General features: G+C 69.5%; 20 protein-coding genes. 8 read left to right on the forward strand and 12 right to left on the reverse strand.

All coding sequences use genetic code 11. From position 1 onward, the window contains the following. Positions 1-109 precede the first annotated feature (109 nt). The 6 genes from ABZV31_RS37020 to ABZV31_RS37045 all read left to right on the forward strand — a co-directional run bounded on the left by ABZV31_RS37020 (position 110) and on the right by ABZV31_RS37045 (position 5,950). The gene (locus ABZV31_RS37020; protein WP_355901230.1) at positions 110-1,216 is read left to right on the forward strand and encodes an XdhC family protein; all 1,107 of its coding nucleotides are present in this window, start codon (positions 110-112) and stop codon (positions 1,214-1,216) included. Then, complete coding sequence (locus tag ABZV31_RS37025) at positions 1,213-1,860, forward strand: nucleotidyltransferase family protein (protein ID WP_344005461.1); 648 nt, start codon at positions 1,213-1,215, stop codon at positions 1,858-1,860. Before ABZV31_RS37020 ends, ABZV31_RS37025 begins: the two co-directional genes overlap by 4 nt. 174 nt (positions 1,861-2,034) lie before the next feature. Next, on the forward strand, positions 2,035-3,465 hold the full coding sequence (locus tag ABZV31_RS37030; protein ID WP_344005459.1) for a form I ribulose bisphosphate carboxylase large subunit: 1,431 nt from the start codon (positions 2,035-2,037) through the stop codon (positions 3,463-3,465). Positions 3,466-3,482: 17 nt separating this feature from the next. Beyond that, the gene (locus ABZV31_RS37035) at positions 3,483-3,911 is read left to right on the forward strand and encodes a ribulose bisphosphate carboxylase small subunit (RefSeq protein WP_344005457.1); all 429 of its coding nucleotides are present in this window, start codon (positions 3,483-3,485) and stop codon (positions 3,909-3,911) included. A gap of 13 nt (positions 3,912-3,924) precedes the next feature. Beyond that, complete coding sequence (gene cbbX, locus ABZV31_RS37040; protein WP_355901231.1) at positions 3,925-4,962, forward strand: CbbX protein; 1,038 nt, start codon at positions 3,925-3,927, stop codon at positions 4,960-4,962. Positions 4,963-5,161: 199 nt separating this feature from the next. Continuing rightward, complete coding sequence (locus tag ABZV31_RS37045) at positions 5,162-5,950, forward strand: MHYT domain-containing protein (protein WP_355901232.1); 789 nt, start codon at positions 5,162-5,164, stop codon at positions 5,948-5,950. 138 nt (positions 5,951-6,088) lie between these two features. Here the strand turns inward: ABZV31_RS37045 and ABZV31_RS37050 are convergent, their stop codons facing one another. The 10 genes from ABZV31_RS37050 to ABZV31_RS37095 form a co-directional block, all read right to left on the reverse strand. After that, positions 6,089-6,415, reverse strand: a complete 327-nt coding sequence (locus ABZV31_RS37050) for a putative quinol monooxygenase (RefSeq protein ID WP_355901233.1) — start codon at positions 6,413-6,415, stop codon at positions 6,089-6,091. 44 nt (positions 6,416-6,459) lie between these two features. Further along, the gene (locus ABZV31_RS37055; RefSeq protein WP_355901234.1) at positions 6,460-7,827 is read right to left on the reverse strand and encodes an Nramp family divalent metal transporter; all 1,368 of its coding nucleotides are present in this window, start codon (positions 7,825-7,827) and stop codon (positions 6,460-6,462) included. Between the two features lie 123 nt (positions 7,828-7,950). Beyond that, on the reverse strand, positions 7,951-9,627 hold the full coding sequence (gene groL / locus ABZV31_RS37060) for a chaperonin GroEL (protein ID WP_355901235.1): 1,677 nt from the start codon (positions 9,625-9,627) through the stop codon (positions 7,951-7,953). Positions 9,628-9,815: 188 nt separating this feature from the next. Further along, entirely contained in the window at positions 9,816-10,841 is a 1,026-nt protein-coding gene (locus ABZV31_RS37065) for an NAD(P)-dependent alcohol dehydrogenase (protein ID WP_355901236.1), read from the reverse strand. Next, positions 10,838-11,578 (reverse strand): iron-sulfur cluster assembly protein, encoded by a 741-nt coding sequence (locus tag ABZV31_RS37070; protein ID WP_355901237.1) that lies wholly within the window; start codon positions 11,576-11,578, stop codon positions 10,838-10,840. Before ABZV31_RS37070 ends, ABZV31_RS37065 begins: the two co-directional genes overlap by 4 nt. Next, on the reverse strand, positions 11,575-12,585 hold the full coding sequence (locus tag ABZV31_RS37075) for an amidohydrolase family protein (protein WP_355901238.1): 1,011 nt from the start codon (positions 12,583-12,585) through the stop codon (positions 11,575-11,577). Before ABZV31_RS37075 ends, ABZV31_RS37070 begins: the two co-directional genes overlap by 4 nt. Positions 12,586-12,631: 46 nt before the next feature. Next, positions 12,632-12,988 (reverse strand): propane 2-monooxygenase effector subunit MimD, encoded by a 357-nt coding sequence (gene mimD, locus ABZV31_RS37080; protein ID WP_355901239.1) that lies wholly within the window; start codon positions 12,986-12,988, stop codon positions 12,632-12,634. After that, positions 12,985-14,106 carry an aromatic/alkene monooxygenase hydroxylase subunit beta gene (locus ABZV31_RS37085; protein ID WP_355901240.1) on the reverse strand — a complete coding sequence of 374 codons (1,122 nt, stop codon included), beginning with the start codon at positions 14,104-14,106 and terminating at the stop codon, positions 12,985-12,987. Before ABZV31_RS37085 ends, mimD begins: the two co-directional genes overlap by 4 nt. Positions 14,107-14,172: 66 nt before the next feature. Continuing rightward, on the reverse strand, positions 14,173-15,204 hold the full coding sequence (locus tag ABZV31_RS37090; protein WP_355901241.1) for a 2Fe-2S iron-sulfur cluster binding domain-containing protein: 1,032 nt from the start codon (positions 15,202-15,204) through the stop codon (positions 14,173-14,175). 129 nt (positions 15,205-15,333) lie between these two features. Then, positions 15,334-16,977, reverse strand: a complete 1,644-nt coding sequence (locus ABZV31_RS37095) for a methane monooxygenase (protein WP_355901242.1) — start codon at positions 16,975-16,977, stop codon at positions 15,334-15,336. A 296-nt stretch (positions 16,978-17,273) separates the two neighbouring features. Between ABZV31_RS37095 and ABZV31_RS37100 the strand changes: the two genes are divergently transcribed. Beyond that, a complete protein-coding gene (locus tag ABZV31_RS37100) occupies positions 17,274-19,196 on the forward strand; it encodes a helix-turn-helix domain-containing protein (RefSeq protein WP_355901243.1) in 1,923 nt (640 codons plus the stop codon). A gap of 3 nt (positions 19,197-19,199) precedes the next feature. Here the strand turns inward: ABZV31_RS37100 and ABZV31_RS37105 are convergent, their stop codons facing one another. Together ABZV31_RS37105 and ABZV31_RS37110 are read right to left on the reverse strand one after the other, a co-directional pair. Then, positions 19,200-19,421, reverse strand: a complete 222-nt coding sequence (locus tag ABZV31_RS37105) for a hypothetical protein (RefSeq protein WP_355901244.1) — start codon at positions 19,419-19,421, stop codon at positions 19,200-19,202. Between the two features lie 109 nt (positions 19,422-19,530). Then, positions 19,531-19,668, reverse strand: coding sequence for an SDR family oxidoreductase (locus tag ABZV31_RS37110; protein WP_355901246.1), 138 nt, complete (start codon positions 19,666-19,668; stop codon positions 19,531-19,533). 300 nt (positions 19,669-19,968) lie between these two features. On the opposite strand from ABZV31_RS37110, the gene ABZV31_RS37115 reads away from it, so the two are divergent. Continuing rightward, the coding region (locus ABZV31_RS37115) for a DUF2975 domain-containing protein (protein ID WP_355901245.1) at positions 19,969-20,230 on the forward strand (262 nt) is incomplete at its 3' end.

Raw genomic sequence — 20,230 nt, forward strand, 5'->3', positions numbered from 1 at the left:
TGATGGGCGTGGCCCGCGGCGCCGTCCTCAAGCGCGCCCTCCCACCGGCCGCCGTCCTCGTTGTCCTCGCCGCTGTCATCTTCTGGCTGACCCGGTAGGCGAAGAGTCCGTGAAGGAGATCCTGGACGACCTCGACCGATGGCGCACCCAGGGCAAGAGGGTCGCCATCGCGCGGGTGATCGACGTCGATGGCAGCGGCCCCCGGCTCCCGGGTGCGGCCATGGCCGTCAGCGAGGACAGCGAGGTGGCGGGTTCGGTCTCGGGCGGGTGCGTGGAGGGCGCGGTCGTGACCGAGGGCCTTGAGGCCATCTCGTCCGGTGACCGCACCGTCGTGACGTTCGGCTACAGCGACGACGACGCCTTCGCCGTGGGCCTCACCTGTGGGGGCACGATCCACCTCTACGTCGAGCCGCTCGACTGGTGGTCACTCTACGACGAGGTCCGCCGGCTGCAGCTCGACAACACGCCGTTCGCGCTGGCCACGGTGATCGAGGGGCCGAACACCGGCGCCAAGCTGCTGGTTCGCCACGACGAGACAGTCGAGCCGGTCGGTTCCCTGGGTGACCCGGACCTCGACCGCGTCGTCGCCCTCGACGCCCGCTTCGGGCTGGCCGCGGGGACGACCGCAGTACGGCACTACGGCGAGCACGGCGATTCCTGCGGGAGCACGGTGTCTGTGTTCATCGAGTCGTTCGTGCCGCCCCCCCGCATGCTCATCTTCGGGGCAGTCGACTTCACCGCCGCGCTCGCCCGGGTCGCCAAGGTTCTCGGCTACCACGTGACGGTGTGCGACGCCCGACCTGTGTTCGCCACCCGGAAGCGGTTCCCGATGGCCGATGCGGTGGTCGCCGAGTGGCCGCACCGGCTGCTGCAGGAGGTCGGCCCCACGCTCGGCCCCCGCGACGCCGTCTGCGTGCTCACGCACGACGCCAAATTCGACGTGCCGGCCATCGTCACAGCCCTCGGCACCGACGTCGGCTACCTCGGCGCGATGGGCTCCCGGCGGACCCACGCGGACCGGGTCAGGCGACTGAAGGAGGAAGGCGTCGACGATGCCGCCATCGCCCGGGTCCTGGCACCCATCGGCCTGGACCTCGGGGCGCGGACACCTGAGGAGACCGCCGTCTCCATCTGCGCCGAGATCATCGCGGCCCGCGCCGGGCGCACGGGTGCGGTGGGGCCGCTCCGCGACGGGCACGGGCCGATCCACGCATGAGCGTCGCGCCGGGCCCGAGCGTCCCGGCCTCCCAAGCGGTCGTCGGCATCGTGCTCGGGGCGGGCGCGTCCACCCGGCTGGGGCGCCCCAAGCAGCTGCTCCCGCTGGGCGACACCACGGTGCTCGCCCGGGTGGTCGCTCGCGTCGAACGCTCCTCGCTCGATCGTGTCGTCGTGGTGGTGGGCGGTGGTGGCGACGACGTCGTCCGGTCGTTGCATCCCGGACGGGCGCGTGTCGTGCGTAACGACGCCTACGGCTCCGGGTGCGCGTCCTCGCTGCTCGCGGGCCTCGACGCGGCCGGCGAGTGCGCTGCTGTCATGCTCCTCCTCGGCGACATGCCGGAGATCGACACAGCGGTCATTGACGAACTTCTGGTGCGCTGGCGGGCAATGCCCAGCTGGGCGGCGATCACCAGCTACCGGGGCCAGTTCGGCCATCCGTTCATCTTCTCGGCCGACGCCTTCGCGACCCTGCGGGGCCTGCACGGCGACAAGGCGGTGTGGAAGATCGTCGACCACGCGCCTCCGGACCGCCTGCAGCGACTCGCGGTGGACCGGCCGCTCCCCCGTGACATCGACACATGGGAGGACTACGTCGAGGTGTGCGCAACCCTCGGCGTGCCCGTCGCCCCGCGATCGGAGTAGTCACAGGCCGGGCACACCGTCCATGGCTCGGCCCACCCGCGTCTGAGCTGCCACCCAGCACCGCGTCAACACCTGAACGATTACTTAGGTGTCCGCAAAAAGACTTGATGGAAATGCGAAATGTCTCCGGTCATCATGGGGACATTCCGATACACCCCATCGTCAGGAGGAAACATGACGGAACGCTGGGGCGCCGGGGTCATTCCCTACGCCGAAATGGGTTACTGGCAGCCCGACTACGAGCCGAAGCCGACAGACGTTCTCGCAGCGTTCCGCATCACGCCGCAGCCGGGCGTGCCGCCCGAGGAGGCCGGCGCCGCGGTGGCGGGCGAGTCATCGACGGCCACGTGGACGGTGGTGTGGACGGACCGTCTCACGGCGTACGACCACTACCAGGCCAAGTGCTACCGGGTGGATCCGGTGCCGGGCACAGAGGGCCAGTACATCGCTTACATCGCGTACGACCTCGACCTGTTCGAGGAGGGCTCGATCGCGAACCTCACCTCGTCGATCATCGGCAACGTCTTCGGGTTCAAACCGCTCAAGGCATTGCGGCTCGAGGACATGCGAATCCCGCCGCACTACACCAAGACGTTCCAGGGTCCCCCGCATGGCATCGTGATGGAGCGGGAGTACCTCAACAAGTACGGCCGCCCGCTGCTGGGTGCGACGGTGAAGCCGAAGCTCGGCTTGTCGGCGCGCAACTACGGCCGGGTGGTGTACGAGGCCCTGCGCGGCGGTCTGGACTTCACCAAGGACGACGAGAACATCAACTCGCAGCCGTTCATGCGCTGGCGGGACCGGTTCGTGTTCTGCATGGAGGCGGTCAACCGGGCGCAGGCGGAGACCGGTGAGATCAAGGGCCACTACCTCAACGTCACCGCGGCGACCATGGAGGACATGTACGAGCGCGCCGAATTCGCCAAGGAGCTCGGCAGCGTCGTCGTGATGATCGATCTGACGGTGGGTTACACCGCGATCCAGTCGATGGCGAAGTGGGCCCGCCGCAACGGGGTTCTGCTGCACCTCCACCGCGCCGGCCATGGGACATACACCCGGCAGAAGACCCACGGCGTCAGCTTCCGGGTCATCTCCAAGTGGATGCGCCTGGCCGGTGTCGACCACATCCACGCGGGCACGGTCGTCGGCAAGCTCGAGGGCGACCCCAATACGGTGCGCGGCTTCTACGACACGCTGCGGCTCGACAAGGTCGACCCCGACCCGGTGAAGGGCCTGTACTTCGAGCAGGACTGGGCCTCCATGGCCGGCGTCATGCCGGTCGCGTCCGGCGGCATCCACGCCGGCCAGATGCACCAGCTGCTGCACTACCTCGGCGAGGACACGATCCTGCAGTTCGGCGGCGGCACGATCGGCCACCCCATGGGCATCGCCGCCGGCGCCGCAGCCAACCGCGTTGCACTCGAGGCGATGATCAAGGCGCGCAACGAGGGCCGGGACTACCTCGCCGAGGGTCCGGACATCCTCCGGGCCGCGGCGAAGCAGAACCGCGAGCTCGAGGTCGCGCTGTCCACGTGGGGCGACATCACCTTCAACTATGAGTCCACCGACACGCCGGACGTCATCGCGACCCCGACGACGGCCTGACGGCTGGGAGGAACAGCATGCGGATCACCCAGGGCACCTTCTCCTATCTGCCCGACCTGAGCGACGAGGAAATCGAGAAGCAGATCCAGTACGCGCTGGACAACGGCTGGCCGCTGTCGGTGGAGTTCACCGACGACCCTCACCCCCGCAACAACTACTGGGAGATGTGGGGCCTGCCGATGTTCGACCTGAAGGACGCCGCCGGCGTGATGTACGAGGTCAACGAGTGCCGGAAGGCGTACCCCAACCGCTACGTCCGGGTCAATGCCTACGACGCACGGCTGGGCCGGCAGACCACCGCGCTGTCGTTCATCGTCAACCGGCCTGCCGAGGAGCCCGGCTTCCGGCTTGACCGGCACGAGATGAGCGACCGTCGGATCCAGTACACGACGCACGCGTACGCCACCGACAGCCCGGCCGGCCGGCGTTACGCCCCCAACCAGTGAGGCGACGTTGCACATGACCGGTGCAGACAACGAGCGTCCGGTCTTCGGGATGCGTCCGTCCGCGCCCGGCCTGGTGCCCGGAGCGGACGGGCCGCCTGAGCCGCCGGATCCGGCCGAGCTGCTCCTGCCCGAGGACGCGACCGTCGACCTCAATGCGGAGCGCCAGGACTCGGGTGTCGACGAGGTGCTGGATGCGCTGGACAGGGACCTGGTCGGGCTGCGCCCGGTGAAGACCCGCATCCGGGAGATCGCAGCGCTGCTGCTCGTCGACCGGCAACGGGCACGGTTCGGCCTCTCGGCCAGCCGCCCCAACCTCCACATGTCCTTCACCGGCAGTCCCGGCACGGGGAAGACCACGGTGGCGCTGCGCATGGCCGAGCTCCTCAAGCGGCTGGGCTACCTCGAGCGCGGTCATCTGGTCGCGGTCACCCGCGACGACCTCGTGGGGCAGTACGTCGGACACACCGCGCCCAAGACCAAGGAGGTCCTCAAACGGGCGATGGGCGGCGTGCTGTTCATCGATGAGGCCTACTACCTGTACCGGGCGGAGAACGAGCGCGACTACGGGCAGGAAGCCATCGAGATCCTGCTGCAGGTCATGGAGAACCAGCGCGACGACCTCGTCGTCATCCTCGCCGGGTACAAGGACCGGATGGACACCTTCTTCCAGTCCAACCCGGGAATGAGCTCGCGGATCGCGCACCACATCGACTTCCCCGACTACACCCTCGACGAGCTGGCGCAGATCGGCGAGCTCATCGTGGGCGAGCAGCGCTACGCGCTGTCCCCAAAGGCGCGCAGCACCTTCCGGGACTACCTCGAAAGACGCCGCGAGCAGCCGCGGTTCGCCAACGCCCGCAGCGTCCGCAACGCCGTGGAGCGCGCCCGGCTGCGGCACGCCAACCGGCTGGTCGACCGCGGCGCCGAACCGCTGTCGAAGGACGATCTCATACGGCTGGAGCCCGAGGACTTCCTCGCCAGCCGGGTGTTCTCCACCGAGCCGGCCGAAGCGGGTACTTCCAGCGGATCACGCGCACCAGGCAGGAGTTGATGCGCGTCGGGAGGGAATACAGCCCCTCCTGACGCGCACCTGAATGATCAGGGCCCGGCCCGGTCCTCACCGCCCACCCCGCCGGGCCTTCATCACTGACGCCGCGCGGCCGCCGATCCCCCTCCCCGCGGGCCTGCGGCGCGGAGGCAGCGACCCGTAGTTGTTGACATGTTGCGAACGGCGGCCATCCATGCCTGAAATGACGCACAACCAGCATCTGTTTTCCCATGCCTTCGTTCCCCTGCTGGCCTACAGCACGGCCTGCATCGGTTCCGCTCTCGGCCTGGGCTGCGCGGGGCGTTACCGTGCCAGAGGCCTCCCGGACGGCCTCGGATGGCTCGTCGGCGGGGCCTTGACACTCGGCTCCGGGATCTGGGGGATGCACTTCATCGCCATGCTCGGGTTCACGGTCGATGGAGTCACCGTGCGGTACGGCGTCGCCCTGACCATCGTGAGCTGGGTGCTGGCCGTCCTGACCGTGGGAGTCGGCATGCTCATCGCGGGGCGCGACGGAACTACGCTCTCCCTCGTGTGCGGTGGCCTCGTCTCCGGCCTTGGAGTGGCTGCCATGCACCACCTAGGCATGGCAGCCCTGCGGGTGCCTGGATCGATCAGCTATTCGAGGGATCTGGTCGCACTCTCGATCGTGATCGCGATCGTCGCCACCACCGCGGCGCTATGGGCGACACTGCAGGTCAAGGGTGTCATGGCCACCACGTGCGCCGTGTTGGTCATGGGTCTCGCCATCAGCGGTATGCACTACACCGGCATGCTCGCGGCGCGGGTGTCCATCAGCCCTGGTGTGCCGTCACCGGCCGGCCCGACCGCGGTCTCGTTCATCACGCCCTTGGTCGCCGGCCTCAGCGTACTGATCCTCTATTTCGGGGTCGCCCTCCTGATCGTCCCGGTGGCGGATCAGAAGGGCCGAGATCGTGCCCGGAACCACTCCCGCGGCGAGAGCAGGGACAACGGGCTCCTGTCGCCGTAGGGGGCAGCCCCCGAGCAGGTGATATAGGCGATGATTTCGTAGGAGCAGCCGAACCGCAGGACCTGCAGCAGCTTGTACTGCAGACTCGACTCCACCCGACTCGGGACAGTCCGGAGCCTCCGACAAACCCGGAACGGTTCACTTCCGAGGCGCGACCTCGGCCATGCGCGACCACCCCTGCCCCTCCATCTCGACGTTGATGATGTCGGGCGTCTCGGCGACGACGTCCGGCATCCACGCCATGGCCGTCTTGAAGTGGTCGGAGTTGACGTGCTCCACGCCCGCCTCCGGGGACGCGAACGCCTCCAGGAGGACGAAGCGGTTCGGATCGGCGGCGTCCACGGACCACTCGAAGAAGAGGTTGCCGGGTTCGGCGCGGGTCCCGGCGGTGAAGTCGGCCACCCGGTCGAGCCACTGGTCGCGGAACTCGAGGCGGACGGTGAACCGTACGGCGATGAAGATCATGCGGAACTCCTCGTACGACAGAGGGGCGGACCCTCTCAGCAGTGTCAGTCCGTGAACAGACTCACCAGCAGGGCGGCATTGAGCGCCACGACCACGGCGCTGACCGCCCAGGCGCAGTACGTGGTCGCGCGCCGGTTGACCCAGCCGCCCATGACGGCGGGATCGCGGGTGAGCAGGACCAGCGGAACCAGGGCGAAGGGGATGCCGAAGGAAAGGATGATCTGGCTCATGACCAGGCCGGCCGTCGCGCTGCCGCCGGCGGCCAGCACCGCGATGGCGGGCGCCATGGTGAGCAGCCTGCGCAGCAGCACGGGGATCCGCCGGCCCAGGAAGCCGCCCATCACCACCTCTCCCGCGTACATGCCGACGCTCGTGCCGGCGAGGCCCGAGACGAGCAGCGCCAGGGCGAAGACGAGGGCCGCCATGGGGCCGACGAGCCGCCCGTACGCGTCGTGCGCCGCGCCGAGGGAGGTCGCGGCCTCCGGGGCGCCGGGATGGAACAGCGTCGCCGCCGACACCAGCAGTGCCACGTTCACGGCGCCCGCCAGGCCCATCGCGAGCAGGACGTCTGCCCGTACGTGGCGCAGCAACCGGTGGCGGAGCAGCCGGTCGCGGTCGCCCGGCGGGCCACTGTCCGCTCCGGGCGACCCGGGGTCGAGGGACAGGCCGTAACGGTTGCTGGTGAGCGCCGAGTGCAGGTAAATGACGTGCGGCATCACGGTGGCGCCGACGATTGCGCCGGCCAGCACCAGGCTCTCGGCTCCGGACAGACGGGGCATCAGTCCGTTGGCCGTAACCAAGGGGGCTCCGGTGCCGAGCACTTGGCTGAGAAACAGCGCCAGCAGACAGGCCAGGCAGGCCGCCATGAGCACCTCGAAGCGGCGTCTCCCCCGGCCGCGCATCGGCATGAGCGCCAGCGAGGCCGCGCCGATGACGAGGCCGCCGAGCCACAACGGGAGCCCGAAGAGCAGGTGAAGGGCGATGGCACCACCGATGACCTCCGCGAGGTCGGTCATCACGACGACCGCCTCCGCCTGCACCCACAGCCCCCACACCACCGGTCTGCGGTACCGGGTGCGGCACAGCTCCGGCAGGCTCCTGCCGGTGGCGACACCGAGCTTGCCGGAGAGGTACTGCAGGAGCATCGCCACGACGTTCGCGGTGAGCAGCACCCACAGCAGCAGCGGGCCGAAGGTGGCACCCGCCTGGACGTTGGTGGCGAAGTTCCCCGGGTCGACGTACGCGATGGCGGCGACGAAAGCGGGTCCGAGGAGGGCGTACGACACCCCCGCCCGCAACGGCGGCCGCCGCTCCTTTGGCGTACGGCCGTCGTCCTCGGCCCCCGCGCCGGGACTCCTGGCGGGGGCAGGCGCGAGCTGGTCGGTGTAGGTCGTGAAGGGATCAGCCGTCATGATGTCGCCGCGCTCCTTGTCACTGGGATGCGCCCGTAGGGGCGCGGGGAACCGCGCGCCCGGCCACGATCGAGCCGCGGCAGGCGGCAGACCGCAGACGCGGCGGCGCGCGGCCGACTGCGGTCAGGGAATGTTGGAGGGCCGGGGCAGCCCCTCGGCGAGGTCCCCGATCTCCGGCGAGTGAATGGATCCCGGGTTCCCGATGACCTCCTCGACCACCAGCGTCTCGGTGGTGAGCAGCAGCGCGGCGATCGACGCGGCGCTGAGCAACGCGCTGCGCGTGACCTTCACCGGGTCGATGACCCCGCGCAGGTGCAGGTCGGCGTAGTCGCCGCGCAGGGCGTCCAGGCCGCTGCCGACGGGCAGCGCGGCCACCCGCTCCTCCGCCTCGTCGGGGTCGAGACCGGCGTTGATCGCGATCCACCGCAGCGGCGCGGCGAGCGCCTTGGCGACGATGGCCCGACCCACGGCGGCGTCCGTGTCGGGGAGTTCGGGATCGCCGTGACCTGGCGCGTCCAGCGCCACGATGTCGGCGCGCGCGTGCAGCAGGGCCGCGCCACCGCCCGCCACGACGCCGTCCTCGGCCGCCGCCCGGGTCGCGGCGAGCGAGTCCTCCAACCGCATCTGCTTCTCCCGCAGTTCGACGTCGCTCGCGGCGCCGACCCGGATGACCGCGACGCCGCCGGAGAGCTTGGCGATGCGTTCGCCGAGCTTGTCGCGGTCGTGCTCGTTGACGGCACGCTCCAGCTCGGTCTTGAGGTTCTCGATGCGTTCGGCCACTCGCTCGTCGCCGCCCGCGCCGCCCAGTACGGTGGTGGACCGCTCGGTGGCGATGACCTTCTCGGCGCGGCCGAGATCCTCCAGCGTGGCGCCCTCCAGCGTGCGCCCGGCCGTACCGGTGATGACGCGCCCGCCGGTGAGCGCGGCCATGTCCTCCAGTTCGGCGATCCGCCGGAAGCCGAAGCCGGGCGCGCGCACCGCGAGCGAACGGAACGTGCCGTGCGCCGCGTTGGTGACGAGCATGCCGAGCGCGGCCCCCTCGACGTTCTCCGCGATGACGACCAGCGGGGAACCGGTGCGGGTCACCTGCTCCAGGACGGGCATCAGCTCCTGCACCTTGCTGATCTTGGTGTCGCAGTAGAGGAGGTATGGGTTCTCCAGTACGGCCTCCATGCGCCCCTGGTCGGTGACCATGTACGGGGAGATCCAGCCGTTGTCGAAGTCCAGGCCCTCCGCGTACTCGACGCTCAGACCGAACGCCGACGACTCCTCGACCGTGACGACGCCACTGCGTCCGACGCGGGCCACGGCCTCGGCGATGGCCCCGCCGATGGCCGGGTCGTTGTTGGCGGACAGGGCTGCCACGCGCACCAGTTCGTCGTCCGAGCGGACCGGGCGCGACTGGGCGGTCAGGGAGTCGACGGCCGCCGCCACGGCGGCCTCGATGCCGTTCTTCAACAGGACAGGGTTGGCACCGTCGTTGACCGCCCGCAGTCCCTCGCGGACGATCGCCTGGGCGAGCACGGTCGCGGTGGTGGTGCCGTCACCGACGTCCCCGTTGGTGCGGGTGGCCACCTCCTTGACGAGCTGGGCGCCCATGTTGGCGAAGGGGTCCTTGAGCTGGATCTCCCGGGCGATGGTGACGCCGTCGTTGGTGATGGTGGGCGGCCCGGTCAGCTTCTCCAGGACCGCGTTGCGGCCCTTGGGGCCGAGGGTGACGCGTACGGCGTCGGCCAGCGCGTTCACCCCGCTCTCCAGCAGTGCGCGCGCTTCGGCGTTGAAGCGCAGTTCCTTCGCCATGGCGGTGTCGTCCCTTCCGTCCAGCGGGATACGTCGAGGGGTGTACGGGGTGCATGCGTGTCGGTGGAGCGGTGGCGGCGGCCGGTGCGGTCTCCGTGGTGCGCCGACCCTCTGGGGGGTATCCCCGGCCGAAGGCTGGGGGAGGGTCCACGGATGGGCCGCCGCCACCTGTACAGGGCGGTGCCGGTTCAGGGCACCAACACGGCGCGCCCTCTCACCCGGCCCCGGTCGAGGTCGTCCAGGGCCCGGTCGAAGGCGTCCAGCGGGTAGGTGACGGTGTGCAGGGTGACCAGACCGCGCGCCGCGAGGTCCATCAGCTCGACCAGGTCGGTGTACGAACCGACCAGGTTCCCGATGAAGTTGATCTCGGTGGAGATGATGTCGATGGTCGGCACGGACAGGGTGCCGCCGTAGCCGATGACGTAGTAGTCGCCGGCCCGCCGCAGCATCCGTACGCCGTCCTCCAGTGCCCCGCCCTCGCCGACGAAGTCGAGGACGGCTTCGGCGCCCTGGCCGCCGGTGAGCGCGGCGACCTGGTCGACCTGGCTGCCGTCGGCGACGACGGTGTGGTGCGCGCCGAGCGTCTCGGCGAGCTTGAGCGCCTGGGCGGAGGTGTCGACGACGATCAGTTCGGCCGGGGTCAGGGCGGCCAGCACCTGGATGCCGATGTGCCCGAGCCCGCCCGCGCCGATCACCACGGCCTTGTCACCGGGTGCGAGCCTGCGGGCCGCCTTCTTCGCCGCGTGGTACGCGGTGAGCCCGGCGTCGGCGAGCGCGGCCACGTCCGCCGGAGCGAGTCCCGGGTCGAGCGGGACGACCGCGCGGGCGTTGGTGCGCAGGTACTCCGCGAACCCGCCGTCCGCGTCGATGCCGGGGAAGATGCTCGCCGCGCAGTGCACGTCGTCGCCGCGCCGGCAGGCCGCGCACAGCCCGCAGGTGACCAGCGGATGCAGGATGACGGGGTCACCGGGTGCGAGACCGGTGACCGCCGCGCCGACCTCAGCCACCCAGCCCGCGTTCTCGTGCCCCTGGATGTACGGCAGGACCACCCCGCTCTTGGCCTCCCACTGGCCCTCGATGATGTGCAGGTCGGTGCGGCACACCCCGGCGCCACCGATCCTGACGATCACGTCGAGGGGCCCGGCGACCACCGGGTCGGGTACGTCGTCGAGTACCGGGGTGCGCTGGTAACCGTGCAGTCGTACGGCCTTCATGCCGTTGCCTCCTTTCTGCCGCCGCCCGCTGCCGTATCGCGGTCGTCCGGCCCGTAGCGGGTGACCAACAGGCCTTCGCAGACTTGGGTGTTGGCCTCGATGCCGACGCCCGCGGTACGGCCCCGGCACAGGTGTCCCTCCAGCGCCACGGTGGGCACGGCCTTCCCCTCGTCGTCCGCGAACAGCGGGGCGCCGGGGTCCGCCGGCAGGCCCAGCAGCGAGCGGCGCTTGCGGACCGTGACCGTGAGGCGCTCGGGCAGGTCCCCGAGGACCGCGTCGCCGAGTTGTCGCAGGGTCCAGCCGCGTTCCAGGAGCCGTCGGCCGAGCCGGGCCTGCGCGGCGAGGTGCCCCTTGCGCAGGAAGACGGCGCGCAGTTCCTGCATGCGGTCTGGATCGGCAAGGCCGGGGAACGCGTCGGCGAACGTCTTGCCGCAGCCCACGCCCTCGTTGATCTCGTCGGAGGCGAAGTGGTCCTCCAGGATCACCCGGCATTCCCCCGCCCAGGAGAGCCCGGCCAGCGCGCGCCGGGCGTCCTCCACCATCAGCCAGGCGAAGTTGGGGGCGCAGAAGTAGGTGGGCAGCCGGAGTCTGGCCTCCACCGAGCCGTCGGAGCCCACGCTGACGGATCGCACGAAGCCCAGGTCGGTGATGGGCCGGTCGAGTTCAGGGTCGAGCACCGCCGCCAGTGCCGCGTTGACGGCGGTGACCCGGTCGACCGCCTCGGTGACAGCGGTCATGCCGCTGCCGCCGCACCGGAGGTGGGGACCTGCGCGCTTTCGGGGACCTTCAGGTCGTACAGCCGCGCGTGGTTGAGGCCGAGAATCTTGCGCTTGACGTCGGTGGTGAGGACGCCGTACTCGGGCTGGAGGTCCTCGGGGATCTGGAAGTCGACGAACCGCTCGATGAGCCACTTGGGGCTCCAGATCGCGTAGTCGCTCCCGAACACGATGCGGTCCTCGTCGAGCCAGTACAGCAGTTCGCCGATGATCTGGGCGAAGTATCGGGGGCGGGTGTGGATGAACGGCATCACGACGGACAGGCCGGCGTAGACGTTCGGTTCCTGGGTGGCGATCCAGCAGAAGTCATCGAGACGGGGCAGCCCGGAGTGCTCGACGATGAAGTTCAGGCCGGGGAAGGCGCTGGCCGCGTGGTCGATGTCGGCGACGTCGAAGGCGTCCCGGTTCAGCGGCCAGATGGTGGGGCCCTTGTGGACGTGGATGTTGCGGATGCCGAGCCGCTCGCACAGCGCCAGATAGTCCTGGGCCTCCGGGTCGGACAGCTTCCAGCCCTTGGAGGAGCCGCGCCACTCGGCGGTGTAGAGCTTGACGCCGCGCAGGTTCCACTCGGCGTGCAGCTTCTCCAGGCGCTCCAGGCCCGCCTCGCCCTCGCGCGGGTCGAAGGCGCCGTTGACGATCAGCCGGTCGGGGTGCTTGCGGGCCAACGCGCCGTTCCGCTCGATGGTGTTGAAGCCCTCGCGGTAGAACTCGCCGAGATACGTCGGCTGGAAGATCGCCCAGTCCGCGTACCCGGTGTCGAAGATGTCGTGGATCAGGTCCTGCTCGCTGTACTTGCGGAACTTCTCCAGCGACCAGACCCACTCCTGCGGGCTGAGGTTGCGCTGGTAGTCGTAGAAGCAGCGGATGAAGCCCTCGCCGTACTTGTTGGCGATGTTCTCCTCGCTGGCGTCCCAGAAGTGGATGTGCCCGTCGACGATGAAGTAGTCGACGCCGTCCTTGCGGTACATGGCCGGTTGCCTGCCTTCCTGCTGAGTGCGGCTGCGCCCGTGGCGGTCAGTCGACGGGGACAAGGTCGAAGTCGATGTACTCGGCCGCGTCCTCGGGGTTGGCGAAGAGGATGGTGCGGTCGTCGAGGTGGACCATCCGGCCGTAGTGGGTGGACATGATCTCCTCGAAGTCGCTCACCCCGAAGTCGAAGCCGAGGGCGTCGGAGATCTCCTCGAAGTCGAAGGTCAGCAGGCGTTCGCCGTCCACCCGGATCATGGAGGGGTAGTCGGTGACGGTGACGTGCTCCTTGGTGCGCATCACGTCGGCCACGACATGGCCGTTCTGGTTGTTCATCAGCGTGACGCCGCACCGGTTGGAGGAGCTGCGGTCGGAGGAGAAGGCGGAGGAGGGCTTGGTGTTCACCGCGGGGTCCCTTCTGCGGAGGCGACGGAGAGGCCGAGGCCGTCCATGAGTCGTACGAACCGGTCCTTGGCCCGGTCGAGACTGTCCTCGAAGCGCAGGACCTTCTCGTCGGCCTGCGACCACAGCGGCTGGAGGCGGCGGGCGGCGTCGAGCGTGGGCGGCAGCCACTGGGACAGCCAGCGCTCCGCGGTGGCGCGGTTGGCCTCGCCGTGCTTCTCGTCGCCGAGCAGCAGCTCGAACAGGGCGCGGGTCCAGCGCAGGTCGCGGTCGTAGTCACCCTCGCCGGCGCCGATCACGGACGGGGTGGTGAAGTCGCCGTTGCGGGCGGCGATCTGCATGACCAACTGGCTGCGGAACAGTTCGCCTACGAGCGGCTCGAAGACGAGGTTGGTGGCGAAGGCGGCCTCCGCCCAGTCCTGCACAGCGGTCAGCCGCTCCACCGTCTCGCGCACGCCCTGCCAGACCGGGTCGCTCTGCCACGCCTGGATGTGCGCGGAGCCGTCGAAGGAGGGCAGTTCCTCCTCGATGTCCAGGTTGTAGAGAGCGAGGTCCTGGGCGAAGCGGAGCTTGTGGGTGCCGTTGACCGCGAGGGCGTTGTTGATCATGTTGGTGGGGGCGGACCGCTGGATCGCCACGAACACATGCATGCCCAGGCCCTGTTCGGCGTGCATCCAGGCGCCGACGTTGCGCTCCACGAAGTGCGTCCAGGTGGGCGTCCACTGCTGGTAGGCGTCGGCCTTGCGGGCGTTGGCGAGGTTCTGCTGGATCTGCCGCACGACGTTGGCGTTGTTGCGGAAGATCGTCTGCTCCCACTCCTCGTTCGGGTCGCGGAAGCGGTGCCAGTCGCAGGAGCGCTGCTCGGTCCAGTCCTGCGGGTAGCCGGAGGATCCGTCGGCGAAGCCGTAGATCCAGCCCTGGAGCAGGTGGCGCTCCGGGTCCGGCTGGACGTCGAAGGTGACGTCCTCGTACATGGTGGCCCGCATCTTCTGCGGCTTGTAGTAGGTGAACGCCCGGCTGCCGGAACTGGGGAAGACCAGTGCTCCCGCCTCGGCGTCGGTGAACTGCGGTTTGGGGAAGCTGCGTTCCCCCTTGACCAGTTTGTCGGCTTGCGTGGTCATGCGTACGGCTCCTCGCGTCGGTCGGGTGAAGTGAGGTTCGGTACTGGGTGATCAGCTGCTGGCATGTCAGGTGCCGGTGGACGTGGTGAACTTGTCCAGGAAGATGCGTTCCTCGGGCATGCCTTTGCCGGTGAGCAGTTCCATCGCGGCGTCGCACATCGGCGGAGGTCCGCACAGATACGCGTCGGCGCTCGACAGGTCGCCCTCGTGCCGGTCGACGACCTCGGTGATCAGCCCCTGCTCGTAGCTGCCCGAGGCGGCCTCGGAGAGGGCGGGCACGAACGCGAAGTCCGCCAGCCCGGACCCGAGTTCCGCGATCTCGTCGAGGGCGAACAGGTCCCGCTCGGTGCGCGCCCCGTAGTAGAACCGGATGCGCCGGGTGCTGCCGGTCGCGGCCAGGCCGCGCAGCTGGGCCAGGATCGGGGCCATGCCGGTGCCGCCCGCGAGCAGGATCAGGTCGCGGTCCGGCGCGTCGCGCATCACGCAGGTGCCGTACGGGCCCTTGACCGTGAGCGGGTCACCGGGGCGCAGGGCGCCGTCGAGCATCCCGGAGAGCCTTCCGCCCGGGTAGCGCTTGATGATGAACTCCAGCTTGCCGCCCGGCCCCTCGGCGGGCAGACCCGCCATGGAGAAGGACCGCCACTGGTCTGTTCCGGGCACCTCGATGTCCACGTACTGCCCAGTCCGGTAGGGGAGTTCGTCGGCGGGGTGGACATCGAGCACGAGTCGGGTGATGTCGTGGGTGAGGGACTGCACGGCGGCGACCGTGGCGCGGGCCTGGCGGGGCGGGATGCCGGAAAGCAGCATCTCCTCGTCGTAGTTGATGAGTTCGACGCTGAGATCGCCGTAGGCGTGCGTCCGACAGAGCAGGACGTACCCCTCCTCACTCTCGTAGTCGGCCAGCGCGAAGGTGGAGTAGCGCTCCATCTGCTGGTCGCCGTCGAGCAGGAATGACTTGCAGGAGGAGCACTGGCCCTCCTTGCAGCCGTGCATGAGATTGACGCCCTGGCGGAACGCGGCGTCGAGTACGGTCTCGTCCTCGTCGGCCTCGATCTCGATGCCGACCGGTTCAAATCGGATGCGGTGCTTGTCGCCCACAAGGACCAGCCTTCCGGGAGGGGGTTCGGCAGGGGCGCGCCGCACCTGGTGGTGCCCGCGACGGCGGCGCGCCCCCGCTGTTCCCTCCCTAGCGATAGGGGGCAGGGTTTCGGCCCCTGGCGGTACGGGTCAGAGCATCGACGGGGTGATGTTGCTGCGGCTGCGGTAGTCCGCGACGTGCGCCTCGCGCTCCTCGTCGGACATCTCGTTGAGCGACACGTTGGGGCTGATGAAGGTGTTGCCCCGGATGTCGTCGAGCGTCCACAGCTTCTTCGGGTCGTCGAGGTCGAGGTGCGGCTGCGGGACGAGGGTCTTGCCGTCGTCGCGCACGTAGCCGAGGTCCTTGACGATGTCGGCGAGGTCCTGCCCGTGGTAGCAGGTCTCCCACTCGCGCTTGCCGGTGAGCCGGCCCATCGACGGGGTGGCCCGGCCCTCGTACTCCGGCCTGAACGCGGTGGTGTCCGTCCACGCGCAGGTCTCGGAGCAGTAGGTGCGCCACTGGCCGTCGACCTTGTCGACCACCATGTCCTGGCGGACCAGGCACGGCACCATGCACGTCCAGCAGCGGTGCGGGTACTGGTAGCCAACCTCCTCGAAGGCGATCGGCTTGTTGGCACCGGGGTGCTTGAGCCGGTTGTACGCCTCCCACCAGGCGCCGTACTCCGCGTACCAGCCCGGGTACTTGGACTCGAACCACTCGAAGTCGTCGTCCGTCATGCCGTCGATGCGCCAGAAGTTCACCGGCCAGCCGGTGGCGAAGAACTGGGCCACCTTGTGGACGTAACCCTGGTTCCAGATCCGCTTCCAGGCCTCCTCGACGAGGTCGTGCGGGATCTTCAGGCCGTACTTCTCCAGCGGGATCAGATACGACCGGTAGTAGTCGTCGTAGATCCAGCGGCGCCACATCTCGGCGTAGCTGTCGCGGTCCTTGCGGCGGTCCTTGCTGCCGTACTCGATGAACGTGCCGATGGCGGCGTCCACCACGCAGTGGTTGTTCCACCAGGCGTAGCGCAGGTCGCGCTCCAGGAGTTGGCGGTTCTCCTCGTCGGCGAGGGCCATCAGCAGGATGGAGTAGCCGTTGGAGATGTGCCGGGACTCGTCCGACTGCACCGAGTGGAAGACGGTGGGCAGCAGGTAGTCGCCGTTGGCGGAGGCCTCGGCGGGCATCGCCACGAACAGGGTGTTGGTGAAGGCCGTCTCCGCGACCAGCGTGAGGTACACGTTGGAGGCGGTGATCGCGTCACCGGTGATGAACCCCTCGCCGAACTGGCGGCCGATGGTGCCGGCGTAGCAGTTGGCGAACGCCTTCTCGGAGATGTCGAACCCCGCGGGGTCGATGTAGTGGTTCATGTAGAGGCGCTTGAGGTTCATCTGGATCGTCGAGTGCCGTACCTCGTCGATCATCTGCACCGCGAGCCCGTTGTGCAGCTGCGGGTTGGGGACCGCGCCGATCGCCATCGGCATCGCGCGGGCCGCGCTGATCTCGGGGAACGGGATGATGGACAGGAACAGCTTCTGCCATTCCATCCAGCGCTGCTGGACCTGCCGGAACATGTTGCCCCGGATCGCGCCGTCCATCGCGCCGTAGACGCGGTTGTCCTTCTCCTCCTCCATCGGGAAGTAGGAGCGCAGGACCTGCTTGAGCGGGTCCTTCTTGGGCGCCTTGTCGAAGCGGTAGTCGGTGGCGAAGCGGTTGGCCGGGGTCGCGAACGTGGGGTCCCACGACAGCTCAGTGATCTTTTTGTGCGCCTTGCTCAGGCTCTGTCGGCTCACGGGTGATACTCCTCCGGCTGACTCGGCGGCGGTGAGGGTCCCCTCCGCTCAAGCGAAGTCGGGCGCTTGGGGAATCCTCGGTGGGCCCGGTTCCGCGGCGGCGCACTGCCGTCTGTGACCGGGATGTCGACCATCGTGGAGGCGCACGGCAACGCCTTACGTCTCAAGTTGAGACAGCCTTCCGGACACGGGTCTGGCCACCACAGGACACCCGGTCGTAACGTGCGGGAAGCACCGGCACCCGCAGCGTCACCGCACGGCAGAAGGCACACAGACCGATGGAACCTGTGGACCCCATGGAAGGGACGGCCCGGACGAAGCCGTCGCACACCGTCTCGCCGCTCGGCCGGGACCGGCCCGTACCGCACCTCAACCCGGTCCGCGCGCGCACGAAGTTCCTGGAGGGCGCGAGCGTGCCGTCCGTCGAGGTACGGCCGCCCATCCTCGACTCCTGGCAGCGCTCACGCTTCTGGGGCGTGGACACCGATCGCATCGAGGCGCCCTACAACGGGGACTTCGACCCGCACTCGCGGCTCGCCACCGCCGCCCGCCCGGTTCTCGACCGGCTCGCCGAAACCCTCCAGGACACCCCGATGTGCCTGATCCTGACCGACTCCAAGGGGCGGGTGCGCGAGCGCAGGACCGGCGACCGGGCCCTGCACCGCCACCTCGACGACATCTGCCTCGCGCCCGGGTTCAGTTACGCGGAGGAGTACGTCGGCACGAACGGCATCGGAACGGCTGCCGAGGACGGCCGTACGGCGCACGTGTTCGGCTCGGAACACTTCTCCGAGCGGCTCCAGCGGGTGTCGTGCGCCGCCGCTCCGATCCGCAATCCGGCCAGCGGGCGGATGCTCGGTCTGATCGACCTGACCTCGTGGCAGCACAGCGCCTCACCGCTGATGGTGGCGCTGGTCCGGCAGGCCGCCGCCGACATCGAGGAGCGTCTCCTCGACATCGGTTCGGAGCGCGAACGCGCTGCGCTGCGCGCCTTCTTGACGTCCCGTCCCAGTTCACGGTGGGCGCTGGTCACGCTCACCGACGGTCTGCTGCTCGCCGACGCCGCCGCGACGGAGATGCTCAGCCCGGACGACCACCGCAGGCTCAGGGAGCTCGCCGGCAGCCTCTCCGAACGGCACGAGCAGCGGCTGCTCCTCAGCGACGGCCGGACGGTGCAGGTGCGCGGACGGCAGGTGGACGGAGAGGCGCCCGACAAGGGCCCGGTCGCCCATCTCATCGAGCTGCGCCTGGTCGCCGACCGGAAGGAGACCGCCCCACGCGGTACGGCCCAGGTGCCCCGCCTGCCCGGAGTCGCCGGTTCCAGCCCCCTGTTCCGCGGTGTCATCGCCCAGCTGATCCGCCACTGCGAACAAGGGCGCTGGACGCTCGTGGACGGGGAGGCGGGCACCGGGAAGCTCGAACTGGTCCGGTCCGTGCACCGGCACGTGTCCCCCACGACCCCGTTCGGCGTGCACGACGCGACCAACGCGCGGAACGGCTCGGCCCGCTGGCTGCAAGCCGTCTTCCAGGATCTCTCCGAGGACCGGGGCACCGTCGTGCTGCGCCACCTCGACCTGCTGCCTGCCTCCGACCTCGGCCAGCTCGACGGCGTACTGCGGGCCACGGCCGGACGCTCCGGCTGGGTGGCGGCGCTGCTCACCCGGGACCGGACCCCCGGCGCCACCTCCCCGCAGTGGACCGAGGGACGGCCGCACGTGGGCACCGGGACGGCGGCCGACGGGCGGCAGGGGGCGGCGACGGCCACCGCCTTCGCCACCGTGACGGGCAGACTCGGCGCCGAGGTCACCGTGCCGCCGCTGCGTCACCGCACCGCCGACATCCCGGCGCTCGTCTCCTGTCTGCTCGCCCGCCACGGCCGGAACAAGGCCGACGCCCCATGCACCGACGGCGCTTTACAGGCCCTGTGCCGGGCTCCGTGGCCCGGCAACGTCCGTCAGCTCGAAGGGTCGCTCCGATACGCCGACGCACACCGCTCGGGCCCGCTGATCGAGGAGACCGACCTGCCGCCGTCCCTGCTTTCACAGGCCCAACACCCTTTGTCCCCCTGGGAGTCCACGGAGCGCGACATGATCGTCCAGGCGCTCTTGGATCACGGGGGCGACAAGACGAAGGCCGCGCGAGCCCTCGGCATCTCCCGCGCCACGATCTATCGGAAGATCACCGGTTACGGGATCAGGCTCGGGCCGGACAAGGGCTGACGGTCAGCGTCGTCCCCGCGAGCCGTCCCGCGACCCGGTGGCGTACACGCTCCACAGCCACAGCCCGACCGCCTCCCAACAGCCGAGCACCGTCCCGGCGAGGGCGAGGCCCGGGCCCGCGGGCACCCCCGACACCGTGGCGGTTACGCCGCACAGCGCGACCAGCGCCCCGAACCAGCACAACCCCACCAGTCGTTCCCGGTGTCCCCATGACTTCATCGGCATGCCCGTCCTCCCGCTCGTCACTCGAAGAGTGCCGGAGCGAGCAGGCGCACTGCGTCTCACTGTGAGACGGGGGACGCGTGGCGGCCACGGCAGCATCGAGTGCCGAACGTCAGAGGTCGAGCTCCGGGACACGGGCGGACAGGCCACCGTCGACGGGCAGGACGGCACCGGTGCCGAACGAGGCGTCGTGCCGGGCGAGGAACGCGACGCCCCGGGCCACCTCGTGCGGCAGACCGGCCCGGCGCAGCGGTCAGTGCCGGTCCGATGGTCTGCGATCTGCCGGGACGGTTCAGCGTGCTGATCGGAGCGAACGGCGCGGGGAAGACGACTTTCACCCAGGGCTTCGGCGTAGTCGGGTGGCGTCCGATTTGTGCTCAAGCGAGGCCGACTTCGACAAGATCAAGACGGTTCGCGCGAACGCCATGCCATGGGAGGGGTGGCGGCGCACCGCCACGGTGCGAAACCGCCGCCCACCCTCCGTCCCAGCCCTTGCTTCACCTATCGAAATTCGATAGATTCCCATCGTAACTCGATGGAAGGCTGGGTCATGGGAAAGCTGACAGTGCGTGCGCTGCGCACCGTGCTCGCGGTGGTGCTCGCCGGCACCGTGTTCGTACAGGCATTGATGGTGTGGGCATTGGCCACCGACCCGGAGGACGGGTCGCTCCCGCTGACCCCGCTGCGCGTGATCACGATCCTGGGCATGGCGTCAGCCCAGGTCGCCCTGATCTGCGTATGGCGGCTGGTGACGATGGTGCGACGCGGAACCGTGTTCTCCCACGCCGCCTTCCGGTACGTGGACGCCGTGA

Origin of the sequence: Streptomyces sp. NPDC005202, assembly GCF_040608235.1 — a bacterium.
Taxonomy (GTDB): Bacteria; Actinomycetota; Actinomycetes; order Streptomycetales; family Streptomycetaceae; genus Streptomyces.

Bases quoted from the DNA above. Each gene is read 5' to 3' on its own strand.
- ABZV31_RS37050 (WP_355901233.1), bottom strand. From the start codon at position 6,415: ATGATCTTCATCGCCGTACGGTTCACCGTCCGCCTCGAGTTCCGCGAC.
- ABZV31_RS37105 (WP_355901244.1), bottom strand. From the start codon at position 19,421: ATGCCGATGAAGTCATGGGGACACCGGGAACGACTGGTGGGGTTGTGC.
- ABZV31_RS37065 (WP_355901236.1), bottom strand. From the start codon at position 10,841: ATGAAGGCCGTACGACTGCACGGTTACCAGCGCACCCCGGTACTCGAC.
- ABZV31_RS37070 (WP_355901237.1), bottom strand. From the start codon at position 11,578: ATGACCGCTGTCACCGAGGCGGTCGACCGGGTCACCGCCGTCAACGCG.
- ABZV31_RS37055 (WP_355901234.1), bottom strand. From the start codon at position 7,827: ATGACGGCTGATCCCTTCACGACCTACACCGACCAGCTCGCGCCTGCC.
- groL (WP_355901235.1), bottom strand. From the start codon at position 9,627: ATGGCGAAGGAACTGCGCTTCAACGCCGAAGCGCGCGCACTGCTGGAG.
- ABZV31_RS37030 (WP_344005459.1), top strand. From the start codon at position 2,035: ATGACGGAACGCTGGGGCGCCGGGGTCATTCCCTACGCCGAAATGGGT.
- ABZV31_RS37025 (WP_344005461.1), top strand. From the start codon at position 1,213: ATGAGCGTCGCGCCGGGCCCGAGCGTCCCGGCCTCCCAAGCGGTCGTC.
- ABZV31_RS37100 (WP_355901243.1), top strand. From the start codon at position 17,274: ATGGAAGGGACGGCCCGGACGAAGCCGTCGCACACCGTCTCGCCGCTC.
- ABZV31_RS37045 (WP_355901232.1), top strand. From the start codon at position 5,162: ATGACGCACAACCAGCATCTGTTTTCCCATGCCTTCGTTCCCCTGCTG.
- cbbX (WP_355901231.1), top strand. From the start codon at position 3,925: ATGACCGGTGCAGACAACGAGCGTCCGGTCTTCGGGATGCGTCCGTCC.
- ABZV31_RS37085 (WP_355901240.1), bottom strand. From the start codon at position 14,106: ATGACCACGCAAGCCGACAAACTGGTCAAGGGGGAACGCAGCTTCCCC.
- ABZV31_RS37035 (WP_344005457.1), top strand. From the start codon at position 3,483: ATGCGGATCACCCAGGGCACCTTCTCCTATCTGCCCGACCTGAGCGAC.
- ABZV31_RS37075 (WP_355901238.1), bottom strand. From the start codon at position 12,585: ATGTACCGCAAGGACGGCGTCGACTACTTCATCGTCGACGGGCACATC.